At 49.9% G+C, this 26,563-nt stretch carries 31 protein-coding genes and 2 pseudogenes; 2 read left to right on the top strand and 31 right to left on the bottom strand.

Annotation, left to right across the window (positions count from 1 at the left end; all coding sequences use genetic code 11):
* From VV089_RS25095 to VV089_RS24995, 21 genes and pseudogenes are all read right to left on the bottom strand, one after another.
* Nucleotides 1-665: phage head morphogenesis protein (locus tag VV089_RS25095; protein WP_334337829.1), on the bottom strand; the 665-nt coding region annotated here is incomplete at its 3' end.
* Nucleotides 665-2,252 (bottom strand): annotated as a pseudogene (locus VV089_RS25090) (DUF935 domain-containing protein). The gene VV089_RS25095 and the pseudogene VV089_RS25090, both read right to left, overlap by 1 nt.
* 139 nt (nucleotides 2,253-2,391) lie before the next feature.
* Entirely contained in the window at nucleotides 2,392-4,035 is a 1,644-nt protein-coding gene (gene terL / locus VV089_RS25085) for a phage terminase large subunit (protein ID WP_442891621.1), read from the bottom strand.
* A complete protein-coding gene (locus VV089_RS25080; protein WP_279013388.1) occupies nucleotides 4,028-4,591 on the bottom strand; it encodes a phage protein Gp27 family protein in 564 nt (187 codons plus the stop codon). Before VV089_RS25080 ends, terL begins: the two co-directional genes overlap by 8 nt.
* The gene (locus tag VV089_RS25075) at nucleotides 4,591-4,905 is read right to left on the bottom strand and encodes a hypothetical protein (RefSeq protein ID WP_135991633.1); all 315 of its coding nucleotides are present in this window, start codon (nucleotides 4,903-4,905) and stop codon (nucleotides 4,591-4,593) included. The genes VV089_RS25080 and VV089_RS25075 overlap by 1 nt, the downstream gene beginning before the upstream one ends.
* 10 nt (nucleotides 4,906-4,915) lie before the next feature.
* The gene (locus VV089_RS25070) at nucleotides 4,916-5,275 is read right to left on the bottom strand and encodes a hypothetical protein (RefSeq protein WP_135991632.1); all 360 of its coding nucleotides are present in this window, start codon (nucleotides 5,273-5,275) and stop codon (nucleotides 4,916-4,918) included.
* A 6-nt stretch (nucleotides 5,276-5,281) separates the two neighbouring features.
* Entirely contained in the window at nucleotides 5,282-5,596 is a 315-nt protein-coding gene (locus VV089_RS25065) for a hypothetical protein (RefSeq protein WP_162228196.1), read from the bottom strand.
* A gap of 127 nt (nucleotides 5,597-5,723) precedes the next feature.
* Nucleotides 5,724-6,053, bottom strand: coding sequence for a Mor transcription activator family protein (locus tag VV089_RS25060; protein WP_150840899.1), 330 nt, complete (start codon nucleotides 6,051-6,053; stop codon nucleotides 5,724-5,726).
* Between the two features lie 19 nt (nucleotides 6,054-6,072).
* Nucleotides 6,073-7,102: pseudogene (locus VV089_RS25055) on the bottom strand (glucosaminidase domain-containing protein); the annotation flags it as partial.
* Between the two features lie 52 nt (nucleotides 7,103-7,154).
* Nucleotides 7,155-7,682 carry an N-acetylmuramoyl-L-alanine amidase family protein gene (locus VV089_RS25050; protein WP_334337828.1) on the bottom strand — a complete coding sequence of 176 codons (528 nt, stop codon included), beginning with the start codon at nucleotides 7,680-7,682 and terminating at the stop codon, nucleotides 7,155-7,157.
* Nucleotides 7,683-7,684: 2 nt separating this feature from the next.
* Complete coding sequence (locus VV089_RS25045; RefSeq protein WP_334337827.1) at nucleotides 7,685-7,807, bottom strand: hypothetical protein; 123 nt, start codon at nucleotides 7,805-7,807, stop codon at nucleotides 7,685-7,687.
* A 2-nt stretch (nucleotides 7,808-7,809) separates the two neighbouring features.
* The gene (locus VV089_RS25040) at nucleotides 7,810-8,493 is read right to left on the bottom strand and encodes a hypothetical protein (protein ID WP_150839011.1); all 684 of its coding nucleotides are present in this window, start codon (nucleotides 8,491-8,493) and stop codon (nucleotides 7,810-7,812) included.
* Nucleotides 8,493-8,744, bottom strand: coding sequence for an AbrB/MazE/SpoVT family DNA-binding domain-containing protein (locus tag VV089_RS25035; protein ID WP_150839010.1), 252 nt, complete (start codon nucleotides 8,742-8,744; stop codon nucleotides 8,493-8,495). The genes VV089_RS25040 and VV089_RS25035 overlap by 1 nt, the downstream gene beginning before the upstream one ends.
* The gene (locus VV089_RS25030; protein WP_162228194.1) at nucleotides 8,741-9,136 is read right to left on the bottom strand and encodes a hypothetical protein; all 396 of its coding nucleotides are present in this window, start codon (nucleotides 9,134-9,136) and stop codon (nucleotides 8,741-8,743) included. The genes VV089_RS25035 and VV089_RS25030 overlap by 4 nt, the downstream gene beginning before the upstream one ends.
* Before the next feature lie 19 nt (nucleotides 9,137-9,155).
* The gene (locus VV089_RS25025; protein ID WP_150839008.1) at nucleotides 9,156-9,401 is read right to left on the bottom strand and encodes a hypothetical protein; all 246 of its coding nucleotides are present in this window, start codon (nucleotides 9,399-9,401) and stop codon (nucleotides 9,156-9,158) included.
* Entirely contained in the window at nucleotides 9,364-9,828 is a 465-nt protein-coding gene (locus VV089_RS25020; RefSeq protein ID WP_150839007.1) for a regulatory protein GemA, read from the bottom strand. Before VV089_RS25020 ends, VV089_RS25025 begins: the two co-directional genes overlap by 38 nt.
* A gap of 1 nt (nucleotide 9,829) precedes the next feature.
* A complete protein-coding gene (locus VV089_RS25015) occupies nucleotides 9,830-10,033 on the bottom strand; it encodes a hypothetical protein (RefSeq protein ID WP_334337826.1) in 204 nt (67 codons plus the stop codon).
* A gap of 14 nt (nucleotides 10,034-10,047) precedes the next feature.
* Entirely contained in the window at nucleotides 10,048-11,019 is a 972-nt protein-coding gene (locus VV089_RS25010; RefSeq protein ID WP_150839005.1) for an AAA family ATPase, read from the bottom strand.
* 54 nt (nucleotides 11,020-11,073) lie between these two features.
* Nucleotides 11,074-13,188 (bottom strand): transposase, encoded by a 2,115-nt coding sequence (locus VV089_RS25005; RefSeq protein ID WP_334337825.1) that lies wholly within the window; start codon nucleotides 13,186-13,188, stop codon nucleotides 11,074-11,076.
* A gap of 14 nt (nucleotides 13,189-13,202) precedes the next feature.
* Nucleotides 13,203-13,406: a helix-turn-helix domain-containing protein gene (locus VV089_RS25000; protein ID WP_160225173.1), complete on the bottom strand. Its 204-nt coding sequence runs from the start codon at nucleotides 13,404-13,406 to the stop codon at nucleotides 13,203-13,205.
* A 14-nt stretch (nucleotides 13,407-13,420) separates the two neighbouring features.
* Nucleotides 13,421-13,600 (bottom strand): DUF6906 family protein, encoded by a 180-nt coding sequence (locus VV089_RS24995; RefSeq protein ID WP_160225172.1) that lies wholly within the window; start codon nucleotides 13,598-13,600, stop codon nucleotides 13,421-13,423.
* 225 nt (nucleotides 13,601-13,825) lie between these two features.
* Between VV089_RS24995 and VV089_RS24990 the strand changes: the two genes are divergently transcribed.
* On the top strand, nucleotides 13,826-14,230 hold the full coding sequence (locus VV089_RS24990) for a helix-turn-helix domain-containing protein (protein WP_162225409.1): 405 nt from the start codon (nucleotides 13,826-13,828) through the stop codon (nucleotides 14,228-14,230).
* 594 nt (nucleotides 14,231-14,824) lie between these two features.
* On the opposite strand, the gene VV089_RS24985 is transcribed toward VV089_RS24990, so the two are convergent.
* The 8 genes from VV089_RS24985 to VV089_RS24950 form a co-directional block, all read right to left on the bottom strand.
* On the bottom strand, nucleotides 14,825-15,142 hold the full coding sequence (locus tag VV089_RS24985; protein ID WP_334337824.1) for a PTS sugar transporter subunit IIA: 318 nt from the start codon (nucleotides 15,140-15,142) through the stop codon (nucleotides 14,825-14,827).
* 262 nt (nucleotides 15,143-15,404) lie between these two features.
* Entirely contained in the window at nucleotides 15,405-16,331 is a 927-nt protein-coding gene (locus VV089_RS24980) for an ROK family protein (protein ID WP_334337823.1), read from the bottom strand.
* A gap of 186 nt (nucleotides 16,332-16,517) precedes the next feature.
* Nucleotides 16,518-17,225 (bottom strand): N-acetylmannosamine-6-phosphate 2-epimerase, encoded by a 708-nt coding sequence (locus VV089_RS24975; protein ID WP_172541026.1) that lies wholly within the window; start codon nucleotides 17,223-17,225, stop codon nucleotides 16,518-16,520.
* A gap of 34 nt (nucleotides 17,226-17,259) precedes the next feature.
* The gene (locus tag VV089_RS24970) at nucleotides 17,260-18,228 is read right to left on the bottom strand and encodes an ABC transporter permease (RefSeq protein ID WP_334337822.1); all 969 of its coding nucleotides are present in this window, start codon (nucleotides 18,226-18,228) and stop codon (nucleotides 17,260-17,262) included.
* Between the two features lie 75 nt (nucleotides 18,229-18,303).
* The gene (locus VV089_RS24965) at nucleotides 18,304-19,782 is read right to left on the bottom strand and encodes a sugar ABC transporter ATP-binding protein (RefSeq protein WP_334337821.1); all 1,479 of its coding nucleotides are present in this window, start codon (nucleotides 19,780-19,782) and stop codon (nucleotides 18,304-18,306) included.
* 160 nt (nucleotides 19,783-19,942) lie between these two features.
* A complete protein-coding gene (locus VV089_RS24960; protein WP_334337820.1) occupies nucleotides 19,943-20,968 on the bottom strand; it encodes a sugar ABC transporter substrate-binding protein in 1,026 nt (341 codons plus the stop codon).
* Between the two features lie 88 nt (nucleotides 20,969-21,056).
* Nucleotides 21,057-21,773: a GntR family transcriptional regulator gene (locus VV089_RS24955; RefSeq protein WP_334337819.1), complete on the bottom strand. Its 717-nt coding sequence runs from the start codon at nucleotides 21,771-21,773 to the stop codon at nucleotides 21,057-21,059.
* Between the two features lie 287 nt (nucleotides 21,774-22,060).
* Entirely contained in the window at nucleotides 22,061-23,254 is a 1,194-nt protein-coding gene (locus tag VV089_RS24950) for a S1C family serine protease (RefSeq protein ID WP_172541030.1), read from the bottom strand.
* A 432-nt stretch (nucleotides 23,255-23,686) separates the two neighbouring features.
* Here VV089_RS24950 and VV089_RS24945 point away from each other — a divergent pair, with 432 nt between their 5' ends.
* Complete coding sequence (locus VV089_RS24945; RefSeq protein ID WP_172543722.1) at nucleotides 23,687-23,866, top strand: hypothetical protein; 180 nt, start codon at nucleotides 23,687-23,689, stop codon at nucleotides 23,864-23,866.
* Nucleotides 23,867-24,006: 140 nt separating this feature from the next.
* On the opposite strand, the gene VV089_RS24940 is transcribed toward VV089_RS24945, so the two are convergent.
* The gene (locus VV089_RS24940) at nucleotides 24,007-25,620 is read right to left on the bottom strand and encodes a VanZ family protein (protein WP_334337818.1); all 1,614 of its coding nucleotides are present in this window, start codon (nucleotides 25,618-25,620) and stop codon (nucleotides 24,007-24,009) included.
* Between the two features lie 323 nt (nucleotides 25,621-25,943).
* A complete protein-coding gene (locus VV089_RS24935; RefSeq protein WP_172543720.1) occupies nucleotides 25,944-26,522 on the bottom strand; it encodes a sigma-70 family RNA polymerase sigma factor in 579 nt (192 codons plus the stop codon).
* Nucleotides 26,523-26,563 lie beyond the last annotated feature (41 nt).

The following is a 26,563-nucleotide window of genomic DNA, read 5'->3' as shown; positions in this document are numbered from 1 at the left end:
TCGGGCTTCCATACGCTCTTTGCCGGATTGTTGGAGAAGCCCTTGTCCGGAAACTTCGGGAGTATCTCCCCCGTGGAGTAGTCAATGTCAAACGGTGCATCTGTCTCAACATGCAATCCCATCCTTTCCACCTGTTTCTTGGTCAGACTCACCACCATGCAGCGGCACCGGAACCCGTTGGGTGGGTACCATATATCCCATATGGGGTCATCTGCCCGGTACACCCTGCCTTCCATGACTGCATGTGACTCCCTCACATGACCGTCCCCGGCTGTCCGGTACCTCCAATATGGTCTCATCTTCATTGTGGTCTCATCCGTCATGCTCTTATAGTGTCCTGCATTGAGGGCTGTCTGCATGTTCGTCCGGAAGATATTGTCACTCTTCCATGGATTGATGCCCTCATACCCATGCTCCTCAAGGAAGCGGTTCATGTCCTCCCGGAACTGCTCCTTGGTGGTTCCCTCCTCGGCTGCCTTCGTCAGGCAGTCAAGGAACTCCTGAAGGACTCCAAGGCTTGTATATCCTGACACGGTGAAAGCCTTTGCCCGGCTCTCGTCATCAAGCAGCCTGTACTCCTCACTTGTCAGTGCCTTCTTCCCCTTCAGGAACGCCACCGCCTCCTTGAAGACAAAATCCTTTGCCAGTCCATACAATACATCCATTAGTCCATTGACCTCCCTATCAGGTGTGACAGGTAGATGCCCTGCTGTATCAGGTCATCAAGCTCCGGGCTCTCCATTTCCTGATACAGTTCCCGGAGCTTTTTCTCATCCTTCAGAACCTTTTGCAGCTCATCCATGTCCGCCGCTTTGTCAATCATTTTGAAAATGGGCTTTACCATCTCCCTGAAGATGCCCTCCGCCTGCTTGTTGGCTGCGGATACGATTGCATCAACCTGTCCCTGTTCTGTCTGCCCTTCCTGCTGCTTCAGCTTCAGCTCCTCCGCTTCCTCCATTGGCGGCGGTTGTGCTGATATCCCTGTCCGTGGCGGTTCCAGTACCTCCTCGCCATCCTCCGGCTTCGGTATGTTGAACTTCTTGTATATGTGGCTCTTCGGTATCTCAAGCCCCATGTCACAGGCAAGGGTCTTGTATATCTCAACCACTTCCTTCTGGTCTTCCACCTCATGGCAGTCAAAGCCAAAGAAGGGGATGTCCACATCCGTCCCAAAATTGAACTCCACAAGCGGTCTGATGATATCTCGGCGGATAGTGACCGCCAAAGCCTTTGCATCCGCAACCGTCAGGTCATGCCTGACCTCATCATGGGTCTTGGACTGTGCATAGGAGCCCCCACCGCTGTCTGATGTGAGGGTCTGTCCAAGGATTGCCTTGCTTATCTGCTCATCACAGTACCGGGCAAGCTTCTCATATATCTCTACGCTTGTGGTCTTCTGCGACTCAATGAACTCTATCATTGTGGAGCTCGGCACAATCCCGGCTGCATCCGTCCCAAGGCTGATGATGGCTTCCATGAGCTGCTTCTTGTCATCCTCTGAAGCAGAGGCATCATACTTTCCAAGGCGGAGCGGCATACCGAACACTTCACAGAAGCTCACCCAATCCTTGATGTCATAGTTCTTGAACAGGTACATCCATGAGACCACCCTCATAATGCCTGCCCTGCTTGCATGTCCTGACTTCGCCTTGTACTTATGCACCACGAACTTATTCTCCGGGAGCTCCACGCCTGACGGGTACTCCCGGTGCATATCTTCAGCTCATCCGTTGTACTGTCCAACACAAGCTTTTTGGGATGCACATACTCAATGTCCTCAATGACATTCTTCCCATCCTCTACCGTCCACGCAAGCTCCATGATGCTGATGCCCTTCCCTATGGCATCCAACATGTCAATCAGCACCTCGTCAAAGTTCTCAATCCCCTTGAGCTGCTCATCCACAAAGTCAGCAACCTCCTTGTCCGCCTCATCCTGTCAGAGAATGGCTGCACCTCCCAATCAAGCCCTGTCACAGCAAGCTTGCTTGTCTGCATCTGTGAGAAGAGGTGGGTGTCCTTCTCCTCCATCTCCTCAAAGAGCTCCATCTGTGCCCTGACATTGCCCTCATCCGCCTCCCGGAAGATACGGGCAAGCCTGCGTGGTGCCAGCCCGTTGGATGGGTAGTCAGAGAACTTGTCATTGACATCCCCCACCGCCACCCTTGCGGTCACGGGTCTCCTGATGCCTGTATCTGTCTCCGGATTGAAGGGTGTCCCCTTGTTCCGGTTCCTCTTCTTTTTCTTTGCCATGCTGTGTCACACCTCCTAATAGGCACCCTTGCTCATCCGGAACCGTCTCCGAAGGACTGTCCTGTAATTTGCTTTTGATGCCACCGCCTTGATGCTCTGTGCAAGCTGCACCGCCATCTGAAGACCGTCCGGGGCATCATCATTCTTTGCCCATGGGGAACTCCTGAAGCTGCTTCAGTAGGGTCTTGTGCTCCCGGTTGAATTTCAGGTACTTGTTCTTGATGACGGGCTGCAAGGACTCAATGCGGAGCACCTTGTTGACCGTAGACTGTATCTCCTCTATCGGGATATACTCCCCTTCCTCTGCGGACTTGGCAGCCATGACCTCCTTGAAGAAGTATTGGAACTGCACCACCTCCACGCCGAACTTGTAGAAGCCTTTCTTGTAGTCCCTCTTCAGCCTCCGGTTCATCTCAAACACATCATCAATGATGACATCCGGCTTCCGCTTCTCCACGGAGGCATCCGCCACATACATGTACCCGGTCTTGGTGGACAGGGCAAGGTTGATGATGGAGCTTGTGTCTGATTTCTTGTTTTTTCCAAGTGACGGGTCATTTGCTGCCACGAATACGAACTCCGGACTTGAGAAGTCCATGAGCTCCGGCTCGTAGTAATCAAACCATTCAGGATTGAAGGTTGCACTCTCCGGGTCAATCGGGTCATTCTGAAGCTCGGAGTTGAAAGATGCCACGCCTTCAGAGACCTTAATTTCCATTAGGTCATAATAGGACAGCTTCTCTTCCCAAAGAACTTCAGCTCCAAGAAGCATCTCCTTCTCATGTGCTTCATAAAAGGTCTTTGCATCCTCCTCATGGTTCTCATTGAAAAGATTGGTGTAGATGCTCTCCCATTCATCCCACAGCTTTGTATTGGCTGCTTCCGATATGACCGCCCTATATTTCTTAGTCTTATATCTTGGGTTCTGAAGCACGTTGTTGAGCAGGGAGTCATAGTGGAGTATGGTGCCTATATACATGATGTCTGTATAGGTGTCCCCTGCCTTTGAGACCGCCTTGTCAAACCAGTTCTTCAGCTTCCGCCTCTGCTCCGGCGTGTTGACGTTCTCATCATTCTCAATGTCATCCAGTACAATGAGGTCAGGTCTCCAGTTCCGGTGCCTCCTTCCCCTGACCTTCTTCCCGGAGCCGATTGCCTCCGCCTTGATGTCCGTCTTGGTCAGTATCACCCCTGTCCTCCATGCCTTCTCCCCTTTCAGGGAGCCAAAGTCCATGATGATGTTGCCATTGTCCTCTAGCTCCGTCTTGATGTCATCAAGGAAGCCCTCCGCCTGCTCGGATGAGTCAGACAGGATGAGGATGTAGTGCTTGTATGCGTACAGGATGGCATGGAGGCTGTCCTTGAAGGTGAAATTGGTTGACTTCGCATGACCACGGGGAGCCGCCACGACCTGCCGGGAGCCCTTCAGCCTTGAGATGACCTTGGCTTCCTTCAGGGGGTTCCTCCCTTTCATCACGCCCCGGCTCCATATACCGTCAAGCTCCTCATGGAAGTGTGGGGACTTCCGGATGAAGTAGTGGGGAAGGTACGCCCTCCCAAAGTAGGACATGTCAAAGGCGGCAAGCTCCTTTCTAAGCCCATGCTCGCCCATGAGCTCCTCCCCGGACAGGTACCGCTCATTCAGTTTTTTCCTTTCCTCCTGATGGTCAGAGCCCCGGAGTACATATTCCTCAAAGAGCTTGGTCTGATACTCCTCATTGCTCCTTGCCTCTGTGTCCACGTCCTCCTCAAGCTCCCTCATCCAGTTGTCAATATCAATCATCTTCCATCATCCGCTCCTTTGCCCTTGCCAGTATCTCCTTGAGCTGCTCCGCTGACTTCCCATCCTGCTTGATGACCTTGAGTATCTCGGACTCCATCTCCCGGAAAGCAATGTCAGCCTTCCGCCTCATGTCCTGCCTTACCCTGTCCTTGTATACCTTTGTCCGGGACAGGGAGGCAATGAGCCTTCCTGCCTTGTCAAGCGGCATCTCATTGAACTCCTCCTCGGCGGTTGCCACCTTGTTCAGGAGCCCGTTCATGGTCAGGAGTATGGCGGCTTCCGTGTAGTCTGCCTCCGGGTTCTCCTTCACCACCTGTATCAGCCTGTCCGTCTGTGCCTGTGCCTCAAGGAGCCTCTGCATGGCGTTATTTGTCCGGGTGGCATACCTCCCCACGCTGGACTTTGATATGTCATAGCCCTCCCCCTTCAGGAATTGGCTAATATATTCATAGGTATTGGATGTGTCAGCAAGCATCACATCCACTTTCATCCGCAAGCCTTCAGGGAGCTCGTCAATCTTTGAGGTTATCCTCTGCTTGGTTCTTTTATCTCCCATCAGACATCAACCCCATTGTCCTCAATCGTACCTTCCGCAAGGTCTACGCCTTCCTTGGTGAGCTTGATGACTGCATCATTGGCATAGGCATTGTAGGCTGTGACCTTTTCCTCGGTAAATTCGATATATCCGGCTCCCTGAAGGTAATCAAGATACTTGCTGATGTCCGGGGATATGATGAGCCCGGCTGCTATCATGGCATTGGATAACTGCCTTGTGAGGGCTGTGTTGTTGTATCCCTTCACCAAGCACCGGATGATGTACCCCCTGATTGCCTTATTCTGCTTGATTTCTGCTTTTTCTAAGTCATTCACTTTGTTCACCTCACTCTTTTCTGCTGCTCTGCATCAGGAGCTTGTCAATCTTGCTGTCAATGCTCCTCATCCTGTCCTCCACCCCGTTCATGGAACGGAAGAAGTCCTCACGGAGCACAAACGTGGTAGCAAAATCACCCTTGATGTTATTGAGTTCCTGCTTGATGTTTGCTATGTCCTCATCCGTCTCCTCTTCCAACCTGTCAATCCTCTTATTCACTTTGTCATCATTCTCTTTAATCTGCTTTTTTATCTCTTCTGTGCTGCTCTTGAGGCTTCCTATCCACCCCTTGATGAAGAAGGTTATCACCCCCAAGCCAAGGGTGATGACCCCTGCCATCACATCAGAGAAAGATATAACATAATCCATAGGCTCCTACTTCCTGATGAGCTTTTCTGCAAGCTCCGTGACCCTCTCCCATCCATCCATGGACACCAACGCCACAATGAAGGCTGCTATGAATGATGCAAATACCATGAACCACTCAATAGCCACCCCGTAATATGTCGCAAGCCCCAACAGGCAGACCGGGCAGAGGATGAGGGACAGGAGGATGACGGTCAGTGCTGTGGGCACCTTCCGGTCAAACCATGTCCACTTTTTGAGTGCCTCCGTGATGACCGACACGATAAATGCCATGACACCAATGAAGACGATAATCTGTGATACATCCGCTGTGAAATTCGTCATGCAAACCACTCCTTTTCTGTCATTTTTTTTGAGAATAACGCACAAAACAATAAGAGCATGTACTAAGTACATGCTCTTATCTTATACTCATTGTGAAAGACTCTTTAGGGGAAACATTTCCGGAAAATCACTCTCCGTTATCCATGTCAAAAAGGCTCATCTGCCCTATCATTGGCTCGTCCTTCAGTATGTTCCCTATCTGCTTGGTGGTCAAGTTGTACTTCTCTGCAAGCTGCTTTGAGTTGTACCCGTTCCACTCCTTCTTGATACGCCTGTTCCTTGCCGGGGCTATGATGTTCTCTGTCTTCGGGAAGTAGAGCTCATCCCCCTTGGCGTACTCACTAAGCTCAATGAACTTCTCAATCCCTATGATTTCCACCACAGGGCGGTAGCTTTCTGATATGTCCTCCAACGTGGTCTCTTCAATGAGGGCTCTTGTGAGTTCATCCGCTGTCATCTCCGCCTCCTTCCCACTACTATGAGGCTTTCTTGGTATAGGAGAGGCTTATCCATCCGGCTCCGGACTTCAGCCTGCCCCATCCGTCCTTTTCCTCCACAATAGTGTACTTGTTCTTCTTGCCTGCCTTCTCCCGGATGGCTCCCACCACGCTGTGCCCGGTTCCTGCCCCGGAGCGGATGTTCAGCACGTCACAGGTGGTAGTGATGAGATATGGCGTGAAGCCTGTGCCGCCTCCGGATGCAGCCGCCTTCTTGGTATAGGAGAGGCTTATCCATCCGGCTCCGGACTTCAGCCTGCCCCATCCGTCCTTTTCCTCCACAATGGTGTACTTGTTCTTCTTGCCTGCCTTCTCCCGGATGGCTCCCACCACGCTGTGCCCGGTTCCTGCCCGGAGCGGATGTTCAATACGTCACAGGTAGTAGTGATGAGGTATGGCGTGAAGCCTGCCTGCTGCTTGTCCCATCATCCGGTTTCTTGCCGGAGTCCTGTCCGCCGCTTCCTGCCTGACCGCTCCCGGCTCCCTTGATGGCATCCAGTATCTTCAGTATCTTTCCGCCATACCCGGCTCCGGCAGCCCACCCCTTGCCCTTCGGGTTCTCCTGTATTCCAAGGTACTCCACATACGGGGCACAGCCACGGGATACAAGGTCAAAGCGTGGGTCTATGCAGTCCTGCTTCAGCTTCGTGGTGTTGGCGTATGCCTTGAGGTGCTGCACCTGTGCCCGGATGCCAAGCTGTGGCGTGCTAAAGCTGTTCCCGGTCTCCCCGTTCTTGGTCACTCCCATGCCACAGAAATTATTCTGTGAGAGCTTCACAGCACTCCCGGAGAAGGTGAAGTTGCCTGTCTCAAGACAGCTCTGTGCAAAAGCAATGTCACCACGGATATTCTCCGCCTCTCCTTCAGACAGGTACAGCGGTATCATGTCAAGTACGCTCTGTGCAACGCTGCCATTCTTTGCCTTGATGTATGCCGCCATCTGCTCCGCTGTGGTTTCCGCCTTCCCGGTTATCTTGGTCATGCTGCCCTTATCCTCTGCCTTGCCATTGCTCATCCCATAATGCTCCGCTATGACCCTGCACTCCTCTTCAGCAAGCTTTCTAAGGTTGGCAGTCATTGAGCAGCCACTTGGTCATCTTGGCATTGGTATGGAATGAGTGCTCAAGGATGTAGTAGTCTGACAGCCCGGCAGCCCTCGCACCTCTAAGTACGCCATAATACTCTCCTCCGGATGAGCCCTTCCTTGTCGCTGTCCTTCCTGCCTGCACCGTCCCCATGGTGGAGGCTATCACCTTTGCAAGCTTCAGGGCAAGACTGTCACAGTTCCCAATGTTGTCATAGCCACGGTACACCACGGGATAGTCCACGCTCTCCGTACCGCAGGCATTGGAGTGATCACTGATGAAGAGCACACATCCCTTTGCTGCATATCCACGGTCATAGAGCCCCCGGTCTGTAGCCTGATTGCCCCTTGTCAGAATGACCTCAAAGCCATAGCCTTCCAGTATCTCCTTCTGCATCAGGTGGAGCTTCCACACCATATCCGACTCATAGTATTCCGGAACCACCGGAGACCTGTTGTACTTGCCATAGTGCCCGGCATCAATACATATCTTCTTCTTTGCCATGATTATTCCTCCTTGCTTTCGTCTTCGCCTTCGCCTTCGTTTGCGTGGTAGATGGGCTGACCATCCACTTCATTGATTTCCTCTTCGGTTGCCACTTCATCAAACAGCTCTTTCTTTTCTTCCATGGTTACTCCTCCTTTTCACTGTCATAGTCTAATGTGATGGATGTCTTGGTCTCCACCAAGATGCTCTTCCGGATGCCTTCAATGGTTGCATCAATCATCTCCTCCGGGAGAAAAGCCCGGATGAGCTCCCCGTTCTTGATACGGTAGATGTACCACAACTCCACATCAAAGTCCGGTGTCTCCTGCCCCTCCTGAACCAAGACGGAGATGAGGGTCTCCTTGTCCTTCTCAAACTCTCCTTTCAGCTTCTTCAGCAGGAGCTTCTTCTGCTTCTCGTCCGGCTTAATGCTCATTTCATCAAGGAACTCTGCAAGCGTGGTCTCAAAGGTATAGTCCCCTGTAAAGATTGCCTTCAGAGCCTTCTCAAATTTGCTGTCAAACTTGTAGCTCGTCTTGGTCTCCTCCTTGACCTTCATACTGTATACCCCTGCTCCCACAAGCTCCTTCAGCTTGTCCGGATTCAGGATGTCAAGGCTCATGCTGTCCGTGATGGCAGCACTGCCCTCATCACCGTAAAACTTCACATACCTCACATTGTGGTCTTCCATGAGAGCCAAGCCCCTCGCCTGAAGCTCCGCCTTGTAGCTGTTCATCAGAACCCGGCTCCTCTTCTGCTCCCTGTCAAGCTCCACACATGCCCCAATGAGCTGCTCGTTGCTCATTGTCTTTGTTGTCTGCTCTCCCATTACTGTCCGCCTCCTAACTTCTGAAATGCTTTTGCTGCACAGGCTCCACAGATACCCTTCCCATGGAACTCCTGCACCCCGTCCGTCACGCCGCAAAAGTTACAGCGGAGTGTGTACGGTCTTATCCTGATTTCCCCCTGATGCTCCTCCACCACCATAGGGTCTTTTGGCTCAATGCCAAGCTCCCTCCGCATTGCCACCGGGATGCTGATTGACCCGTGGCTTGTCATCTTCTTATATGCTGTGCTCATGTCTGCTCCTCTCCGTCCGCTACTGATGGACTCTTTTTCTTGTACTTTTGATAGTAGATACATTGCCTGACCTGTTCCGGCTCTGCCCTGATGTCAGCCGCTATGTCCTCATTGCTCCATCCGGCATTATGGAGAGCCATCACCCTGCCTGCATCAAGCCTTCTCCTCCTTGCAGGCTTTTCCTTTGGCTTTGGTGGAGGCTTGTTTTCAGGGAGCAGGAACTTCAGGAGGGCATCCGTACACGCTGCACAGAAGTGCATCCCATGTGTGGCTTCATCCACTGGATGCAGAATATCTTCCCCGTCAAGCTCTACTACGTTTGGTATTATCTTGATAGCTGTCTTCTCAAGGACAGCTCCGCACCTGTCACATACAAACTGTATCTTTTTCAATCTCTCCGCCTCCTTCTCCTTAACTGCCATCCGGGTCAGGGATATCGCTCCGAAGCTGCTCTTCAAGCGTTTCCATGGCGGCAAGATGGATGTCAAGCATGTTGTTCTTCACATCATCCATGTCCAGTCCACGCTTCAGCCCTTCCATGCCAACGAACACCTGAAGGAAGCCTGCTATCTGTGCCAGCTCCTCAACGCTGATGTCCTGACCCTCAAAATTCACCTTGTCATCCCTGACTGTCACTATCAGCTTGCAGTCCTGCATCCTGTCCCTCCTTCTCTTCCTGCCTCTTCACCATGTTCTTGAGTGCCTCAATGAGCTTAGAGCACTGTTGATAGTCCAACCACTCCACAGCACTGACCCCGAACATCTTCCGGCACATGCCATTGACCCTTGCAGGCTTGTCCCATCCAAGCTCCTGTGTGAGCTTGTATATCTTCTTCCTTTGGTTCTCCGTGGATGTGTTCCCTCCACTGTGCTTCCCACGCTCCGACTTCTTCACAGAGTCCTTCATGCTGCCAAGCACCCGGATGACCGTCTGAAGCTCCCTTTTGTTGAGAGCCTTGATGCTGTCCTTCCCCGTGTGTGCCTGTACAAGGAGATGCAGCTCCTCATCCGTGAGCTTCAGCTCCGGGCTCTTTGCAATGCCCCATACCCTCTTGATGCTCGGCTGTGATGTGTTCCCTGCCATGCTACACCCTCCTCTCTTTTACGCTCTGCACATGCGGCTTCAGGAACTCCGGTATCTGAATACATCCTCTGTCTGCAATGGTATCCGCCCGGACAGACACATCCGTGTATCCATAATTCTGAATGACACCATAGATGCCTGACAGCATCTCACGCCCCATCTCTTCCTCATGCTCGCCTTTGATTACAACCTTCAATTTCTTCATGTGCTCCCTCCTTCCTACAGCATCATCATACTGGATGCCTCGCTCACAATCTTCATGGTTATCCGTGTCTCGCCCTTCTGCTTCAGGATACGGAGCACGTTGTTGAGTGTCCTGTCCAACAGGCGGAAGCATCCGCTCTGTGTGTTGGTTGCCCGGCTTATCATCTCGCCCATGGCTGCCTCCTCGACCTCATAGCCCTCAAGGTAGTCCGCCACCTCATTCTTGGACAGCCCCTTCAGCTTATAGTAAAAGTCCATCCGATTAGCAAAACGGGCAAGGTTGCCTTTCAGCTCTGTCTCAAGCCTCGGCTCCCCGGCTATGACAATGCCCACATCCGACTGGTCAAAAATGCCCCGGAGTATCTCCATCTTTTTCTGCGTGTACTTGTTGATGAGCTTGTCCGCCTCGTCAATGATGAGCAGGAAGCCTTCATTGGTATTGAAAAACTCCCGGATACGGTTGACCCTTTTCCATATCGTTCCTCCATACCCTCTAGGGAGCCCTATCCCGTTCTCAATGGCTTCCACCAAGTCCCGGCAAGCCATGGTGTCATCACACTCAATGTATGCCACCCTCGGCAGCTCTGCATATTTCTTCAGTGCGTGGGTCTTTCCCTGACCGGACTTTCCAACGATTATCCCAAGCCCCATATACTCCTGACATGCCTGGCATACTCCGATAGTCTGTACAAAGTCTCGGCTCTCAAAAAACTCCACCTTCTTCTTGAGGATGCCTGCCCCTGCCTTGCCGCCTTCCTGTTCCTGACCGCCATCCACTCCTCCGGATGCCTCAAGGAACTCCCTGACCTTCTTTTCCAGTTCGGTAGGGTCACTTGCATACTTCCCATTGAGGTATTGGCTAAGTGCCGCCCTTGAATAGTTCATCTTGAGGGCTGCCTCCGCCTTGGTCATCTTCAGCTCCGCCAATCTCTCATTCATCTGCTCCGCCAGTGTCTTCTCCGCTTTGTAGGTATTCAATGCTTCCATAGTTACAACCTTCCTTTCCTTTTTCCTTCACTAATTCCTGCCATACGCTTTTTGTTACACACCTATGGCTCTAAGCTTCTTGAGTGCGTTCTCCGCCTGCCTGCTCATGTATTCGCTGTCCTGCTCATCATCCTCCCTTTTCTCTGCCCGGAAGCCCTGCTGATAAGTTCTATCCTTTGGCATTGCTATGACTTTTGCCGCCTTATCCTGCTTCTTTCCGCCTATCATCAGGTCAATGCCGCCTGTTGCCTCATTGAAGCCCACATACTGCTCATTAAGTTCCTCAAAAGGTCTCCTTGCTTCTTCAAGTCTTTCCCTGTCACGCTTCTGCTGCCTTTTCTGCATCTTCAGGTGTTCCTCAAGTGCTTTCTGTGTCACCTTCGGGGCAATCTGAAGGAGCTCCTGACAGTACGCTTCACAGATACGCTTGCCTTTTTGGTCAAAGACATACAGGACAGCCATGTCATCCGGGTCATACTTGATGTCAACCTTCCGCCCGATATAGTCACACAGCTCATCAGAGCGGTACTCATATCCCCACTTGGTGATGCCTATGTTGCGGACAAGCACGTTTTCTGATTTCATCATCAGCATGGTTGCATAGCTCTTAGGTGGTGCCGCCTTGAAGTACCTGTCCTCATTCATAAAGCAGTCATAAGGCTTCTTGTAGGTCTCTCCCATCTTCTTGAGCCCGGAATGCTCTGTGTGCATGTAGACTGTGGTGAGCCATTCATGCCACTTCTCATAAAACTCTTCCAGTGTCAGGAGCTCTCCCCTCTCAAGCATCCGTTTGATGTCCTTCTCCACCTTGTCAGAGGTCTTTGAGCCCGTCAGCGTTCCCGTGTAGGACTTCATCCAACGTGTAAACTTGTTGCAGACGGTGCGGAAAAACCTCTCTATCTGTCCCTTGCTCCATGGCTCATAAGGCAGAGCCCGGTGGTCATCCTTGATGCCTATGCTCTTATAGAAGCCCTGTGTCTCATTGTCAAAGTTCAAGCCGCTCCGGTCATTCCGGTCTCTTCCTGTCATGGTCTTGGCTGTGTAGTCCTTACCATTGTCTATGTAGAGATACTCCGGAACCCCTCCCGGCTCTGAATAAATCATCTTGAGGAGGCTCTGCTTCAGGATGTCAGAGTTGGCATCCTTGCAGAGGACATCACCCATGATGACCCTGCTCCGCATGTCCACCCATGCAGCCAAGTGTGGCTTGATTGCTATGACCTTGCCATTGGGCTGCTTGTAGCTCACCCAACAGTCAAAGGTATGCTCATCACCCATGACTATCTGCATCACCTGAAGCCCCTTGGTATCCCGGCTCCCTTTCACCATGACCTTATTCTTGTACTCACGGGTGCCACGGGATGCAAGGAAGTAGGCGTTCCTCATGTTCTCATCCTCCATGAGGTAGTTGATATACCTCACCACCGTCTGATAGGACGGTATCTTCTCCCATTCCGTCATCCCGGCTTTTAGGTTTATGTTGGCAATGGCTGTCAGCTTCTCATAGAGCATCTCACGGGTGCCTTGGTTCCGGGCAAAGTCCTCATTGAACCATATGTTTTTGATGACCTGCTTGACCTCCGGCTTGATGCTTGGGAAGCATCCGGTCTCCTTCGGTTTCCTGCACAGGCAGAGAACCTTGAAGAACTCATACCCTGCCCCATCCTCCTTCTGAAGCTTGTCCGCCCATGCGGATGCCTCAAGGTATGCCTTGGTGTATCGGTACAAAGTCCTCTGACCCTTCCCAAGGTGCTTCTGTGCGAACTCTTCAGCGTACTTTGTCCTGTCCCCTTCGTCATACTGAAGGAACTTCCTGACCACGTTCCCAAGCTCCACAGCCTTGTAGTATCTCTCCTTGTAGTTTTCAATGTACCAGTCAATGTCCATGTTCACATACCATGGCACCTCCGGCTTCTGCTCTGCCGCCTCCTGCCCTTCCGGAACTCCTTCCGTGAAGGATTTCAGCTTTTCCCTTTCCTTCCATGCGTTCCTTGCCTGTTTGGATAGTGAGGAGACTGCTACAAGCACCACATCTCTTCCGCCCGTTTCTGACTTCTCGGTCTTGGTTTCAAATGCCTGTTTTTTCCTCGACAGCCTCTGTGCCATTGTTTTATATTTGACCCCTTCCAGCTCCGCCGCTTCAGCCAATGTGACAAATGCTTCAGCCAATCATCTCACCTCCTTCATGCCACCATCTCAATTTCCAGTATCCTTGATATTGCTTCAATATATTTCTTCCCACTACGCTCACCGACTAAAATCTTGTGGATATACTGCTTATTGCATCCAAGCAAAGCAGCAAGCTCCACCTGTGTCATGTTTTTGTCTATGAGCCTTTTCCTGACTTTCCTCCCAAAGGGTGTCAGCCTCGTCTGCTTTGTTGCCATCTGCTCACCTCACATCAAAGGCTCTTTGATACAATCTTTGTCCTTGGTTTCTGACCGACTTTTTTCAATGCTGCCCGGCTTACCACCTCCAAAGTGTCAGGAAGGTTTTTCACTACAAGCCAGTTTTCCGGTATCAATCCATGAGCCTTCATAATTTTTTTCTGCTCCCGTGTAGGGGCTTTCCCATTCTTCACTCGTTCCATTCCTCCTGTTTTCTATTCCTCCACTACCCTGAACCGGGTGACTTTCTTTGTGCCGGAGAACTCCGGCTATTGAGATTTTCTTAGAAATTTGCTATGATTGTTGGGTTACAAGTAACCCCCTTGCAAGTATAAGTATATCTCTCTAAAGAGAGAATGTCAACACTTTTTCTCTCTTTGGCGATATTTTTATCTCAATAGGAAGAATGGAGGGATTTCATGGAAAGTACATCCATCGGAACAAGAATTAAGCAAAGGAGAAAAGAACTCGGTCTCACACAAGTTCAAATAAAGCAAGAAACAGGCATATCTTCAGGAAATATGAGCGAAATTGAAAATGGAAACAAACTTCCATCCACCCCTGCTCTTATTTCACTATCTGCCATTTTAGACTGTAGCATTGACTGGATGCTCAAAGGAGAAACTCCCAAAAGGGAGAATGCTTTTCTCTCTGAAGAGAGAGAATCTAAACTCTTAGAGGGTTTCCGGGAACTGTCAGAAAGAGACAAAGAAGAACTCATAGAGATATTAGAAATGAAACTCCGTAAAACCCAAAGGGAAAGAGGGACTTATGTAAAATCATCCGAATTGACAGATACAAAAAGAAGTAACATGGTAGGATAATTTTTTTGCTTTTTTTGGGTTACTTGTCACCCCAAAACTGTAGAATTGTTTCTCATGGAAACATTTCCCCAAAATGGGCTAAAAGCTTGTAAAATAGGGCAATTCTACACATACAATTTCAAAGCTCCATTTTGTAGAATTGATTTTATCCAATCCTGCTCCCACATGCCGGACACTGATACCGACAAGTAACGCTTATTTTTTCAAGCGTTACTTTCAAAAAACCTTTTATTTATGGGGGTTTTTGTGGTACTCACCCATATTTCTAATTCTAAATCAGTAACGCAATAACGCCCCGTTATAACGCTTTCACTATTTTCAAGTACGAAAATCTAATGTATAATATCATTACAACCTTAAAGAACGGAGGAAAGTCGCAGAAACCCTATAAAATCAATGCTTCCTTGCACTCTCCTCCGTTCTCCTTCCTTAAACACATATAAAAAAGCATCTTAACAGCCTATTCACAAAATCGCTGTCAAAGATGCTTTGTTTTTTCCCTCTTAAATTCGCCACAACCCTATATTTCACGGGGTTTCCCGGCATTTCCCACCTCCTCACGGATGTTCCCACTTATAAATCCCTTTTTGTCATTTATTCTGTTAAGTTACACTCCAGCAGCATAGGCAGATTCAGCCCTGTCAGAATCTCAATCTGCTTTCCTGCCGTCCGCACTTCCCGACACAGCGCTGCCGCAGAATTAAACGGGGTTCCGCCAAATAAATCTGCCAGAATTAAAAGTTCGTTCTCTTCACTCTCTATGACTGCTGCTCTTAATTCATTTTTAAATTTTTCCAGATCAACGCCCAGCCCCAGTACTGTCAGCCCGCTGCGTTCTGCAATAAACATTCCGGCTGTTTCATAAAAGCTTTCGGCAAGTCCCCCATGTGTAACCACGATTACCTTTCCCATCTTTCCTTCACCTCCTAACTATTACATTTGTAATAGTATATAACTTATGTAACATCTACAGTTTACGACTATCCTATAATCATGTCAATACAATTTCAGATCCCAAGCTTATTTTCTACATTTTTACAGAAAATCACTCTTGTTTTTTATGCATTATTACCAAATCTCTATCTTCTATCATCCGTTTTGCTTCTTCTCTGACAAAAAAAGTGAGAGGCTTTTAACCTCTCACCCAATAACTGTTAAAATATAAATGCACTTTTTACCAGCTCCAGACACTTCCGGGTTCCCGCTCGCCAAAGGCTATCCGTGCCGCTCCCAGAAGCGCTGCCCGGTTTCCACACTCTGCCCTGACAAGGGGAATCCTCCTGGTGTGAACATTCCCCAGGGCTTCATAGGTCTTTAACAGCGCCTCCCACCAATACTCTGCCGTATCGGACAGACCGCCGCCTATGAGAATCATTTCCGGATCAAAGAGATTTCCGCAGTTTACCGCACACTCCGCCAGATCCTCCACAAATCCCTCCAGCACCCGGACGGCATTCGTATCGCCTTGTCTGTAAAGCTCAAAAAATTCATAGCCGGATGTAATCTGGGATTCCGGGCAGCGCTCCCGGTAGATGCTCCAAAGAGCCGTGCCCGAAATATACTGCTCCACGCATCCTTGCTGCCCGCACAGGCACTTGCGGCCTCCCCGGTGCAAGATGGCGTGTCCTATCTCGCCGGTTCCTCCCCGGACGCCGCCAATCATCCTTCCATCACTGTAATATCCTCCCCCCACACCGGTTCCCAGGATAATTCCGAAGATATTCCTGCATCCCTTTGCCGCCCCAAGCCACTGCTCTCCGAGAACGGCAGCCCTGCAGTCGTTGGTGATCCGCACGGGAAGCCCGAAAGCCTCCTCCATCCGGGCTTTGATTTCCAGTCCGATATAATTGCGGTAGATATCTACCGCATACAAAACCGTGCCCTTCTCTTCATCCAGCCTGCCTCCGGCGCCGATACCAATAGCGGTAATTGAATATTCTTCCTGCAGGGTTTTCACCAGATCCATGTAAGTGCGCAGGATAAATCCGCCGTCTCTCTCCGTATTGGGAACACGGATCTCCTTTAAAATCTTTCCGGAATCATCCACCGCCGCCCCCACTATCTTTGTTCCGCCTGTGTCAATTGCCGCCGCTATCGACATACTTGATACCTCCTATTCCAGTCTTATTCCAGTTCCGTAATATCCCTCCCAGTACACGGGTATAAAATCAATTTCCAGCCACAAAAGCATGTGTCTGTAAATCGATTTGTGTACTGCGAGGGATATTACTGTTTTTATTCCAGTTCCGTAATATCCTTCTCAATATACGGGTATGAAGGGGCTGTCCTATAGATAGGCTTGAATATTATCCACAATCTTCTTTGTAATAATCTGAGGTCTTGTAATTCCAGCTCCGATCACCACATTGTGCGCACCTGCCTTAAATGCTTCCGCAGCCAGTGTATCGTCCCAGTATCTTCCCTCTGCCACTACCGGAATCTTCACCTGTTCCACCAGTTCTCTTACCAGCTGTATATCCGGGGCCTGTAACTCGATGATACGGTTATCTTCGTGGTTCTTTGTATACTCTGTATATCCGGCCAGTGTGGTAGATACCAGATCGCAGCCCAGCTCCACAGCCGCCAGTCCCTCTTCCAGGGTGGACACGTCGCCCATAAGCAGAACATCGGGGAATTCTTTCCGGACTGCCGTAAGAAGCTCCTCCGTAGTCTTTCCCTCTGGCTTTGGCAGCTTTGTGGCGTCTATGGCTATAATCTCCGCCCCCGTCATGTATACGTTTTCTACGTCCCTGAGCGTAGGGGTAATGTAGCTCCAATATCCGGGATATACGTGCTTGACAATGCCAATCACCGGTATTTTTACCATCTGCTTGCAGGCCAGAATATCGGCAATCCCGTTGACACGGACGCCTACTGCCCCTCCCATCTGTGCTGCATATGCAAACCGCCCCATAATCGAGCTGTCTCTCATAGGCTCCTCCGATGTAGCCTGACAAGATACGACCAGTCCCTTTTTCAATTCCTCTATTTTCATATTCTTACTCCTTTCGATTCCAGTTCCGTAATATTCAAACCGCCTTCTGCGCTCTTTTCTGGCTCAGCTTGTCGTAGCTGATTGCCAGGAGCAGAACCACGCCCTTCACCACCCGCTGGTAATAATCAGATATATTCATAATTGTCATTCCATTTAAAAGCACCCCGATCAGCAGAAGCCCGATCAAAACATTTACAATCTTTCCTTCTCCTCCGCTGGTGCTGACGCCGCCTAAAACTACAGCCGTGATAATATCCATCTCGTACCCCTCGCCGGCCTTAGGCTGTCCGCTGTTTACCCGGCTTAGGAGCACAACGCCCGCCAGGGCTGAGAAGGCGCCGCACATTCCGTATACGCCGTACATGACCTGGCGCACCCGGATGCCGCTGAGTCTTGAGGCCTCCTTGTTGCTGCCGACACCGTATATGTACCGGCCAAAAGCCATTTTCTCCAGAATAAACCACCCAACGGCAACACAAACCGCCATCAGAATCACCGGCACGGGAATCGGCCCCAAGTAACCCTGTCCTATGATATTAAAGCTCTTGGGCAGTCCGTATACCGGAAGGCCCCCTGTCATAATATAGGTTGCGCCGCGCAGAATCGTCTGTACTGCAAGTGTGGCAATCATAGGCGGCAGCTCTATCTCATAGACAAAAAATCCGTTACAGATGCCGATTGCCAGTCCAAGGAGCAGTACCAGAAGCACAGCCAGCACCGGGGGAAGCCCCATTCCCATAAAGAGCGCACATCCTACGGAGGCCACTCCCATAATCGCTCCTACGCTGATATCAATTCCTCCGGTGATAATTACCATCGTCATTCCTACTGCGGCAATTCCGTTCACCGCAACCTGCCGCAGCACATTAAACAGATTGGTAGATGTCAGAAATCCGTCTGAGGCAACGGAAAAAAATGCCATCAGAACAACAAGCGCAATCCATATAGCGAATTTTGACATCCCATGTGTTTTTAGTTTCTTTCCTTTCTTTGTGTCACTCACTCTCACTTACCCCTTTCCAATGGAAGCGTTTACCCGTTTATTCACAGAATCTGCCGCTGTTTATGGGAAACTGTACTAATCTGTTGCCAGGGTAAGGATACCCTCCTGGGTCACTTCCTCCTTTGACAGCTCGCCCATGATTTTTCCGCTGCGCATAACGAGAACCCGATCGCTCATTCCGATCAGCTCCGGCATCTCAGATGAAATCATAATAATTGCCTTCCCTTCCTGCGCAAGCTTCCGCATAAGCTGGTAGATCTCCGCTTTTGCTCCCACGTCAATCCCCCGGGTAGGCTCGTCAAAAATCAGCACCTTGGAATTGGTTGCCAGCCATTTTGCAAGCACCACCTTCTGCTGATTGCCGCCGGACAGCGTTCCGGCTGTCTGCTCCTGAGACCAGGCCTTTATATTCATAGCATCCATATATTCCCGGGCCAGTTTCTTTTCCTTTGTATGTTCAATCACTCCCATGCGGCAGACGCTTCTCATGCTGGCATAAACTGTGTTAAAGGCAATGCTCTTATTAAGAAGCAGGCCCTGATTCTTCCGGTCCTCCGTTATCAGACCGATGCCATAGCGTATCGCGTCCTGGGGACAGCTTATCTTAAGCTCTTGATTGTTTAGGAACACCTTTCCTTCCTTTATGGGATCCGCGCCGAAAATTGCCCGGGCAAGCTCTGTTCTTCCTGCCCCCACCAGACCGGCCAGTCCCAGGATCTCCCCGGCTCTCACGTCAAAGCTGCAGTCCCTTACCCGGTTATTGGTAATTTCTTTTGCAGAAAATACAATCTCGCCGAGCTCTTCCGTTCTCTTGGGATAATCCTGTCCCAGCTCCCGTCCCACCATATGACGGATAAGTCCCTGTTTGTCTATCTCCTCTATAGGCAGAGTGACAATATGCTTTCCGTCCCGAAGGATACACACCCGGTCAGAGAGCTGAAATACCTCCTCCAGACGGTGGGAAATATAGAGAATGGCAACGCCCTTTTTCTGAAGCTTCCCTATGATTTCGAACATTTTGTCAATCTCATTGTTGGTAAGAGGAGCAGTAGGCTCGTCCATAATGAGAAATTTAATATCCTCCGAAACCGCCTTTGCTATCTCTACAATCTGCTGTTCCGCAATAGACAGGCTGGAAACCTTTGCCTGGGGATCTATCTCCACCCCCAGCTCGGCAATCAGCTCCTCACAGCTTTTCTGCATCGCCTGCTTGTCAAGAATCAGCCCTTTCTTCAATTCCTTTCCAAAGAAAATATTTTCTGTTACCGTAAGCTGGGGCATGAGATTCAGCTCCTGGTAGATCACCCCGATCCCAAGCTGCTTGGACAGCACTGGCGTATTGTGCTCAATGCGCTTTCCCTCAAACCAGAATTCTCCCGAGGTTGGTTCATGTGCCCCTGTGATCACCTTGATCAGCGTTGATTTTCCAGCGCCGTTTTCTCCCACCAGCGTGAGGATTTCTCCCCGGTCAATCTCCAGGGACACGTCCGACAGCGCGGTGACGCCGGAAAACTTTTTTGTTATATTTTTTAATTCGAGCAGTTTTTCTGCCATCTTTCCACCCACTTATTTTATAAATGCGGGCTGCCCCGAAACATTCAAGACAGCCCTTTCCCCATAGGAACCTTCCTCTAAAATGACTGCTGCGGTTCCTGCTTCTTATTCATACCCTCCGGGTACCCAATTAACGCATGCCCCTTCGGGGCTGGCGGACTTAGTCCGTTAAGGTATAGTCACCGATATTGGATGCGTTCACAACCTTCATGGGAATTACAATGGTATCTTCAATGGGGCCGCTCTCTTTCACCTCAAGAAGCGTGTCTACAAACAGCTTGCCTGTCTCATAAGGCTGAATATCCACGGTTGCCCGGAAGATTCCGCCCTCATTGATCTTATTAAGGGCTTCCGAAATAGCATCCAGTCCGCCGATGAATACTCGGTCGCTTTCCTTGCCGGCCGCCATCATAGCCTCATAGGCGCCCAGTGCGCCTGCGTCATTTACACAGGCAACTACTTCTACGTCCGGATTGGCCTGGAGAATATTTTCCATATTGGCCATGCCCTTCTCTGTACTGTTGGCGCTCTGTCTTGCCACGATCTCTGCATCAGGAGCTACGCTTAAGATCCCCTCTTCGATTCCATTTCCCCTGTCAATGATGGACTCAAGCTCCGGATAGTCAAAAATTGCCACCTTTGCCTTGCCGTCCAGATTTTCTTTGATCCATTTTCCGGCTTCCTCGCCGATTGCAAATCCATAATCATATTCCGGCACTGTCACAAATGCCTGGCTGCCCTCCACAAGCTGGTTTCCGGAGATAACCGGGATTCCCGCCTCAATGGCTGCCGCTACGGAAGGCTCTAAGGCTGTCTGATCGATAGGGCTGACAATAATGCCGTCGATGCCCTCTGCCGTCAGATTCTCAAAAGCGGTAATCTGATTGGCAACATCCGCCCTGCCGTCCAGAATATTTACTTCTATGCCAAGCTCTTCACATCTGTCTTTCACACCGTTTGCCACATCTACAAAATAAGTATTAGTCAAATCCTGGCAGGTGTAGGCGATTTTCAGCTTCTTTTCACCCTCGGGAGCAGCCTCTCCTTCCGGCTGTTCCTCACCGCCGCCCTCCTCTGCCGCCGGTTCCGGCTCTGCAGGCGCTTGTACATCCTCCTTAGAACCGCAGGCTGTAAAAACTAAAATAGTACATAATAACAATGCCAGCAATAAACTTTTTCTCTTCATACTTTCTCCTTCTCGCAAAATACGTATTGGATCAAGTACTTTTCCCTTCAAAAGACCGCACCTTTCCGAATGACTGCAGACCGGCCCTCTACTTCAATTCTATGGTATAGCGATACTGCTGGCCTTTGTAATAACGGTAGTTAAACTCAATGAGCCTGTCATTACTGTAGGTTAACCGGCATACCTTCAATGCCGCCGTCCCCGTTTCCATATTCAAAAGCCTGGCATCTTCCTCCATAAGCGGTTCTGCAAAAAAGGATTCCGTCGCGCGATCCGGCGTGATTCCTTTTCCTCTTAGTACTTGATACAATGAATTGTTCTCCAATTCCTCAAATGTAATACGCTCACAGACAGAAAGGGGTATGTAGGAATGATCGAGGGCAATAACGCTGTCATCCGCCATACGCAGACGCTGGACGAAAGTTACGGATGCTCCCTCCTCAATCCCCAGCGCCTCGCTTACCAGCTCGTCCGCCGGAATCACCTTAAGCTCAATGATCTTGGAAGAGGGTTCCAGCCCCTGTTTTTTGACCTCCTCAGTAAATGAGTAAAAGTTGGATAATGTGTGATCAATCTTTCTGCCCTGAACAAAGCTTCCTCTGCCTGGCAGGCGGTACAGATACCCCTCCCTCACCATCTCGTCCAGTGCGCGCTTGGCAGTGATCCGGCTCACGTCATACATCTCACACAGCTCATTTTCCGAATAAATACGATCCCCCGGCTTCAAATCTCCGGATTTGATCATGCCCTTCAGCATCTCTTTCAGCTGAAAATACATTGGAATTGGACTTGTCTTGTCAATCATATCAATCACCTTTTCTATTATATTGGTATAACGGTATATTGATATATCAATATATTATCTTAATTACTGTCTGATGTCAATAGATTTTTGAAAAATTGTAATATTGATATATCAATCAACTAACTTTATCATATCATAGAATTCTTTTGTGTATCAAGCATTTTCTGCTTCTAAATATTTTGCACAAAAAAACTGCCGGGAAAGCGGCTGTTGGGAAATATGACATCAGAAAAGTCTGATACTGTATTTCCCAACAGCCGCTTTCCCGGCGGCGCCTTCCCTATTTTCTATTTCTCCTGATTCTTTCCAAGGAGCACCGTCACAACCTGTTCCTGATACTCCCCTTCTGCAGCCATACTCACAGTAAGCTTCACCTGCTCGCCTGTTTTGTAGTAAGAAAGCTGCTCCTTCAGCTCCGCAAGGGTACCCACGCTGCTTCCGTCGAACCTTGTGATAATGTCCCCTTTCTTAAGTCCTGCCGCAGCTGCTCCGGAGCCCTCCTCCACAGAAGTTATATAGACGCCTTTTGGCATATCATAGGCATCGGACACATCCGAAGTCACATCCTGGCCGGTGATTCCCAGAAAGCCCTGCTCGCCTTCCGGTGCTTTCTCCTCCCGGATGGTACGGTTCATCAGCCCCTCGATAATATCCACCACATCGTCCACCGGAATGGCATAGCCCATGCCCTCCACATTCGTATCGGAATATTTGGCGGAATTGATGCCCACAAGCTGGCCGTCCATGTTCAGAAGAGCTCCGCCGCTGTTGCCCGGGTTGATGGCTGCATCTGTCTGAATCAATGTGTTTGTATTATTTTCAATAATCACCTCCCGGTTGAGGGCGCTTACAATTCCTGTCGTCACAGACTGGCCGTAGCCAAGGGCATTGCCGATAGCAACTACCTGCTCTCCTACCTGGAGTTCAGAGGATTTTCCAAGCTCTATGACACGAATCGCTCCCTTTGTTTTATCGGAAAGCTCCTCCATTTTTACCGACAGGACTGCCAGATCCCTGCCTGTGTCAGAGCCTTTGCGCTTCGCTTCCGCTATCTCTCCGTCCACAAAGCCGACGCTGATTTCATCTGCACCGTTCACCACATGGTGATTGGTCACAAGAAGAAGCTCCGTATCTGTCTGGCCGATGATGATTCCTGTTCCTCTGCTTTCACTCTCAAAGGCCTGGGACTGGCCGAACAGGCGCATTTCCTGTACGCTCTTGTTGGTGATAGAGACGACCGAAGGCATAGCCTGGCTGGCAATAGCGGAGATATCCTTTGTTCCGCCTGTGAAGCTGCCTGTGTTCACTCCGCCTTCTATGTTCTGGCCCAAGGTCTGATTAAGCTGAACGCCTTCTGCAGCCTCTGCCTGCGCTTCTTTTCCTGTCCATTGTTCTATGAGCAAGTTGCTTCCTTGAAATGATGCACTGGCTGTTACACCGAATGCCATGGCTAAAGCGATCGTTTTGATTCCTTTTTTCATTTATTAGTCCTCCTATTTCAGTTCCGGCTAAAATTTTTTATTTGAGATGCATTTGTTTTACTATGCTTATTGTAAGAAAAAAATATGGTGCAATTGTGGAGCTTCTATGGAAAATCTGTGAGCTTCCTGTGTTTTTTCTGTGTCTTGCCGCATATTTCAGTTTTTTTTGCGCAGACTAAAAAAGAAAAAACCAAGAATCCAATTGATTTTATACCCGTGTACCGGCAGGCACTTACGGAACTTTAAATAGTCCAGCTAAGAAATGTCAAGTATTTATTAGAAAAAATTCTGCTGGACGGTAAAGCTGCAAAGGCGCACGAGAGGAACTTTTATGAGTGCTTTTTCGAATAAAAGTTTCTCTCATTACCGGTGTGTCGAAGCAGCTTTACCCTTTCGTGCTGTCGCGCAGCGACTTAGAATAGGAGAACTGTAATGAAAGAAAACCTTAGAAAAAGCAATCAAGAAATCATCGAAGGCTACGACTACCTGGGAAATTCCTGCTCTGCCATGGATTGTACCGGTCTGATTCCAAGCGCACCTGCAACGGAAGCAGAACGGGAATCCTATGAGGAGGTCTATCACTATCAGCCCAAAGCAGCGCCAAAACAATAGCCTGCAAAAAAGCAAAGAGGCTGCCGGGAAATATAACATCTGGCTTTTCTGATCTCAGACAGAATTACACAAACTGGCTGAACACAGAATGCAGAATTGGCTGATGTTATATTCCCGGCAGCCTATTATTCTATCATTTCTTATTCTTCCTCTTCGCCTTCCGGCTCCGGCTCAGGCGCCTCACCGCCGCCTCCCGTCACCTCGTCAAAGAGAATCTTTATATCCTTATACCGCCCTTCGTCCGTATCCTGCATCACGGCAGCCACATAGCGTCGTCCTCCTGCCTCCAAAGCGCCTACCAGGCACTTGGTTTCATCCAGGCTGCCCGTTTTCAGGCCCACAGCCCCTTCATAATAATAAGTATCCCCGGGCCGCACAAGCTGATTGCTGTTCTGATACGTAATATCGGCATTTTCAAAAAGAGCGCGGAAGGACTTGCCCTTCACAATCTCCATAATGGTCTCATTTTCCATACAGGCTTTTGCAATCCGCACCATGTCCCTGGCCGTGGTATACTGGTTTTCCGCCTGATCCCCGTCCGGCCTCACAAAGTTGGAATCCTCCAGTTCCAATTCGGCTGCGCATTCATTCATTGCACCCATAAAAGCCTCTACCGCCTCTTCTGTGGACGCATTCTCATTCCCCAGAATCTTATGTCCTGTATAATTGGCCAGAGAATAGGCGGCGTCATTGCCCGAGGGAATCAGCATAGCTCCCAGAAATGTGCGGACGCTTCCCCTCATTCCCACCTTCAGGCTTGCCGTGGAAGCTCCCTGGCTGATGAGGCTGATCTCCTCGCCTGCCGTGAGAACTTCATCTGTTCCGCAGTATTTCAGCACCGTCAGAGCTGTAAGAAGCTTGGTCGTACTTGCCGGAACCACCCGTTCCGTACCATTCTTTTCATAGAGAATCATATCATCATCCAAGGAAAAGAGACAAGCTGCCCCGGCTTCCAGGGAAAGATCCGGCATCTGCTCCGAGACTTTCAGCTTCTTCGCCTCCTCCTCCGCAATCCGCGCCGCCTCGGCTTCCTTTGCAGCCTTACGCTCCTCCTCCTGCTTCTTTTCAAGCTCTGCCTGGGCCGCCTTTTCCTCCTTTACACGCTGAACCTCTATCCCGGTCCCCTTTCCCACAACTGCCACAAGAAGGAGAATCACCAGGAATTCCAATTCCTTTTTTACAACAAAGGGCACGTCTCTCCTTCGGGAACGCTTTACCGTCCCCATGCGCTCAATCTCCCGGAAATAAATCCTTACGATTCCAAAGAGAAAATACCCCAGGAAAATCCCCGCCAGGCTTAAAAGAAATTCATCCAGGCTGGCCGTGGCCCCTGTGAGAAAAATCTGGAACACTTCTATACAAAGAGATACTCCTCCACACAGAAAAAGCACCTTAAAAAACTGCTGGTAACGCCGGAATAAAACGGGGATTAAAAAACCGAAGGGAATAAACTTTAAAACAGCTCCAAAAAGAGCTCCAATGCCCTGGGTCTTTACCAGATCAATGCTTCCCTTTACCGGAATCAAAGAGATTGTTTTCCAGTCCGGCTTGAGAGAAAATCCAAGGGCAGGCGACACAGAGGAAGCAAATAAGGCAAGAAATAAAAATGCAAGCAAGACGAACCCCGCTTCGTGCAGAATAGGTACACGCATCTCTCCTTTATAATACAAAAGCCAGATAACAGCCCGAAAAACCAGATAAACCAAAAGGCCAATCAACAGGTAGGATCCGGTGCTCATTACATAATCCGACAAAAAATCCCCTCCTTCCCATTCCAGTTCCGCAATACGTTCTATCTTCCGCTTAGGAAATATTTCTGTTCAAATTATAACACGGAATGACGAAAAATGACATTTTAAATCATTAATTTTTTGTAAATAAAATCGGAATCCGGCAGGCCGGGCGCAGCAGGCCCTCTGGCTTTTCCATATCTGTGTTCGGACGGTTCTCGTACATTCTGTCTGCTCTTGCCGGACAAAAAGTCCGTCAATATCAGACAGCCTGTACGCGAACAGCCGGACACCGGATATGGGAAAAGCCAGAGGGCCTGCTGCGCCCGGCCTGCCGGATTCCGATTTTATCCGTTCGTCCTGCGAAGCTTTCTGCGGATACGCTGGAGGGCATTGTCAATGGATTTCGGTTCCTTGTTCAGACGCTGCGCAATCTCCGTATAGCTCTGTCCGCTTAAGTACGCCTTCAGAATCTCCTGCTCTAAAGGCGTTGCCACCTTAAGGATCTCCGCCTGGAGGCTCTCGATATTTTCCTGATCGATGAGAAGCTCCTCGGGACTTTTCCCTTTCAGCCCTTCCGTCTGCTCCCCAAGCTCGGGAGAAAGCTCCACATAGGAATTCAAGGGAGCATGCTTTAAGCGGCCTGCCGCCTGGATGGCGCTGTAGAGCTGACGGGAAATGCATAAAACTGCAAATGCCTCAAAGGAATCGGACTTCTCCGGCCGGTAATCCCGGATGGCTTTAAACAGTCCCAGCATCCCCTCCTGGATCAGATCGTCGCTGTCTCCTCCCATGAGATACAAAGGCCTGGCCTGATTGCGGACCCTGCGCTTATAGCGTTCAATCAGCACGTCCATACAGGCGGTTTCTCCTCCGTTGATTTTTTCTATGAGTTCTTCATCCGTAAGCCGTTCCCTTTTTTCCATGTCTCTATCTCCATACCCGGCATATCTGCCGGCCTCATAGT

This window comes from Candidatus Merdisoma sp. JLR.KK011 (genome assembly GCF_036941125.1).
In the GTDB taxonomy this organism is placed as follows: domain Bacteria; phylum Bacillota; class Clostridia; order Lachnospirales; family Lachnospiraceae; genus Laedolimicola.
Note: the sequence above shows the minus strand (reverse complement) of the source record. Positions and strands in the feature narration are given on the sequence as shown.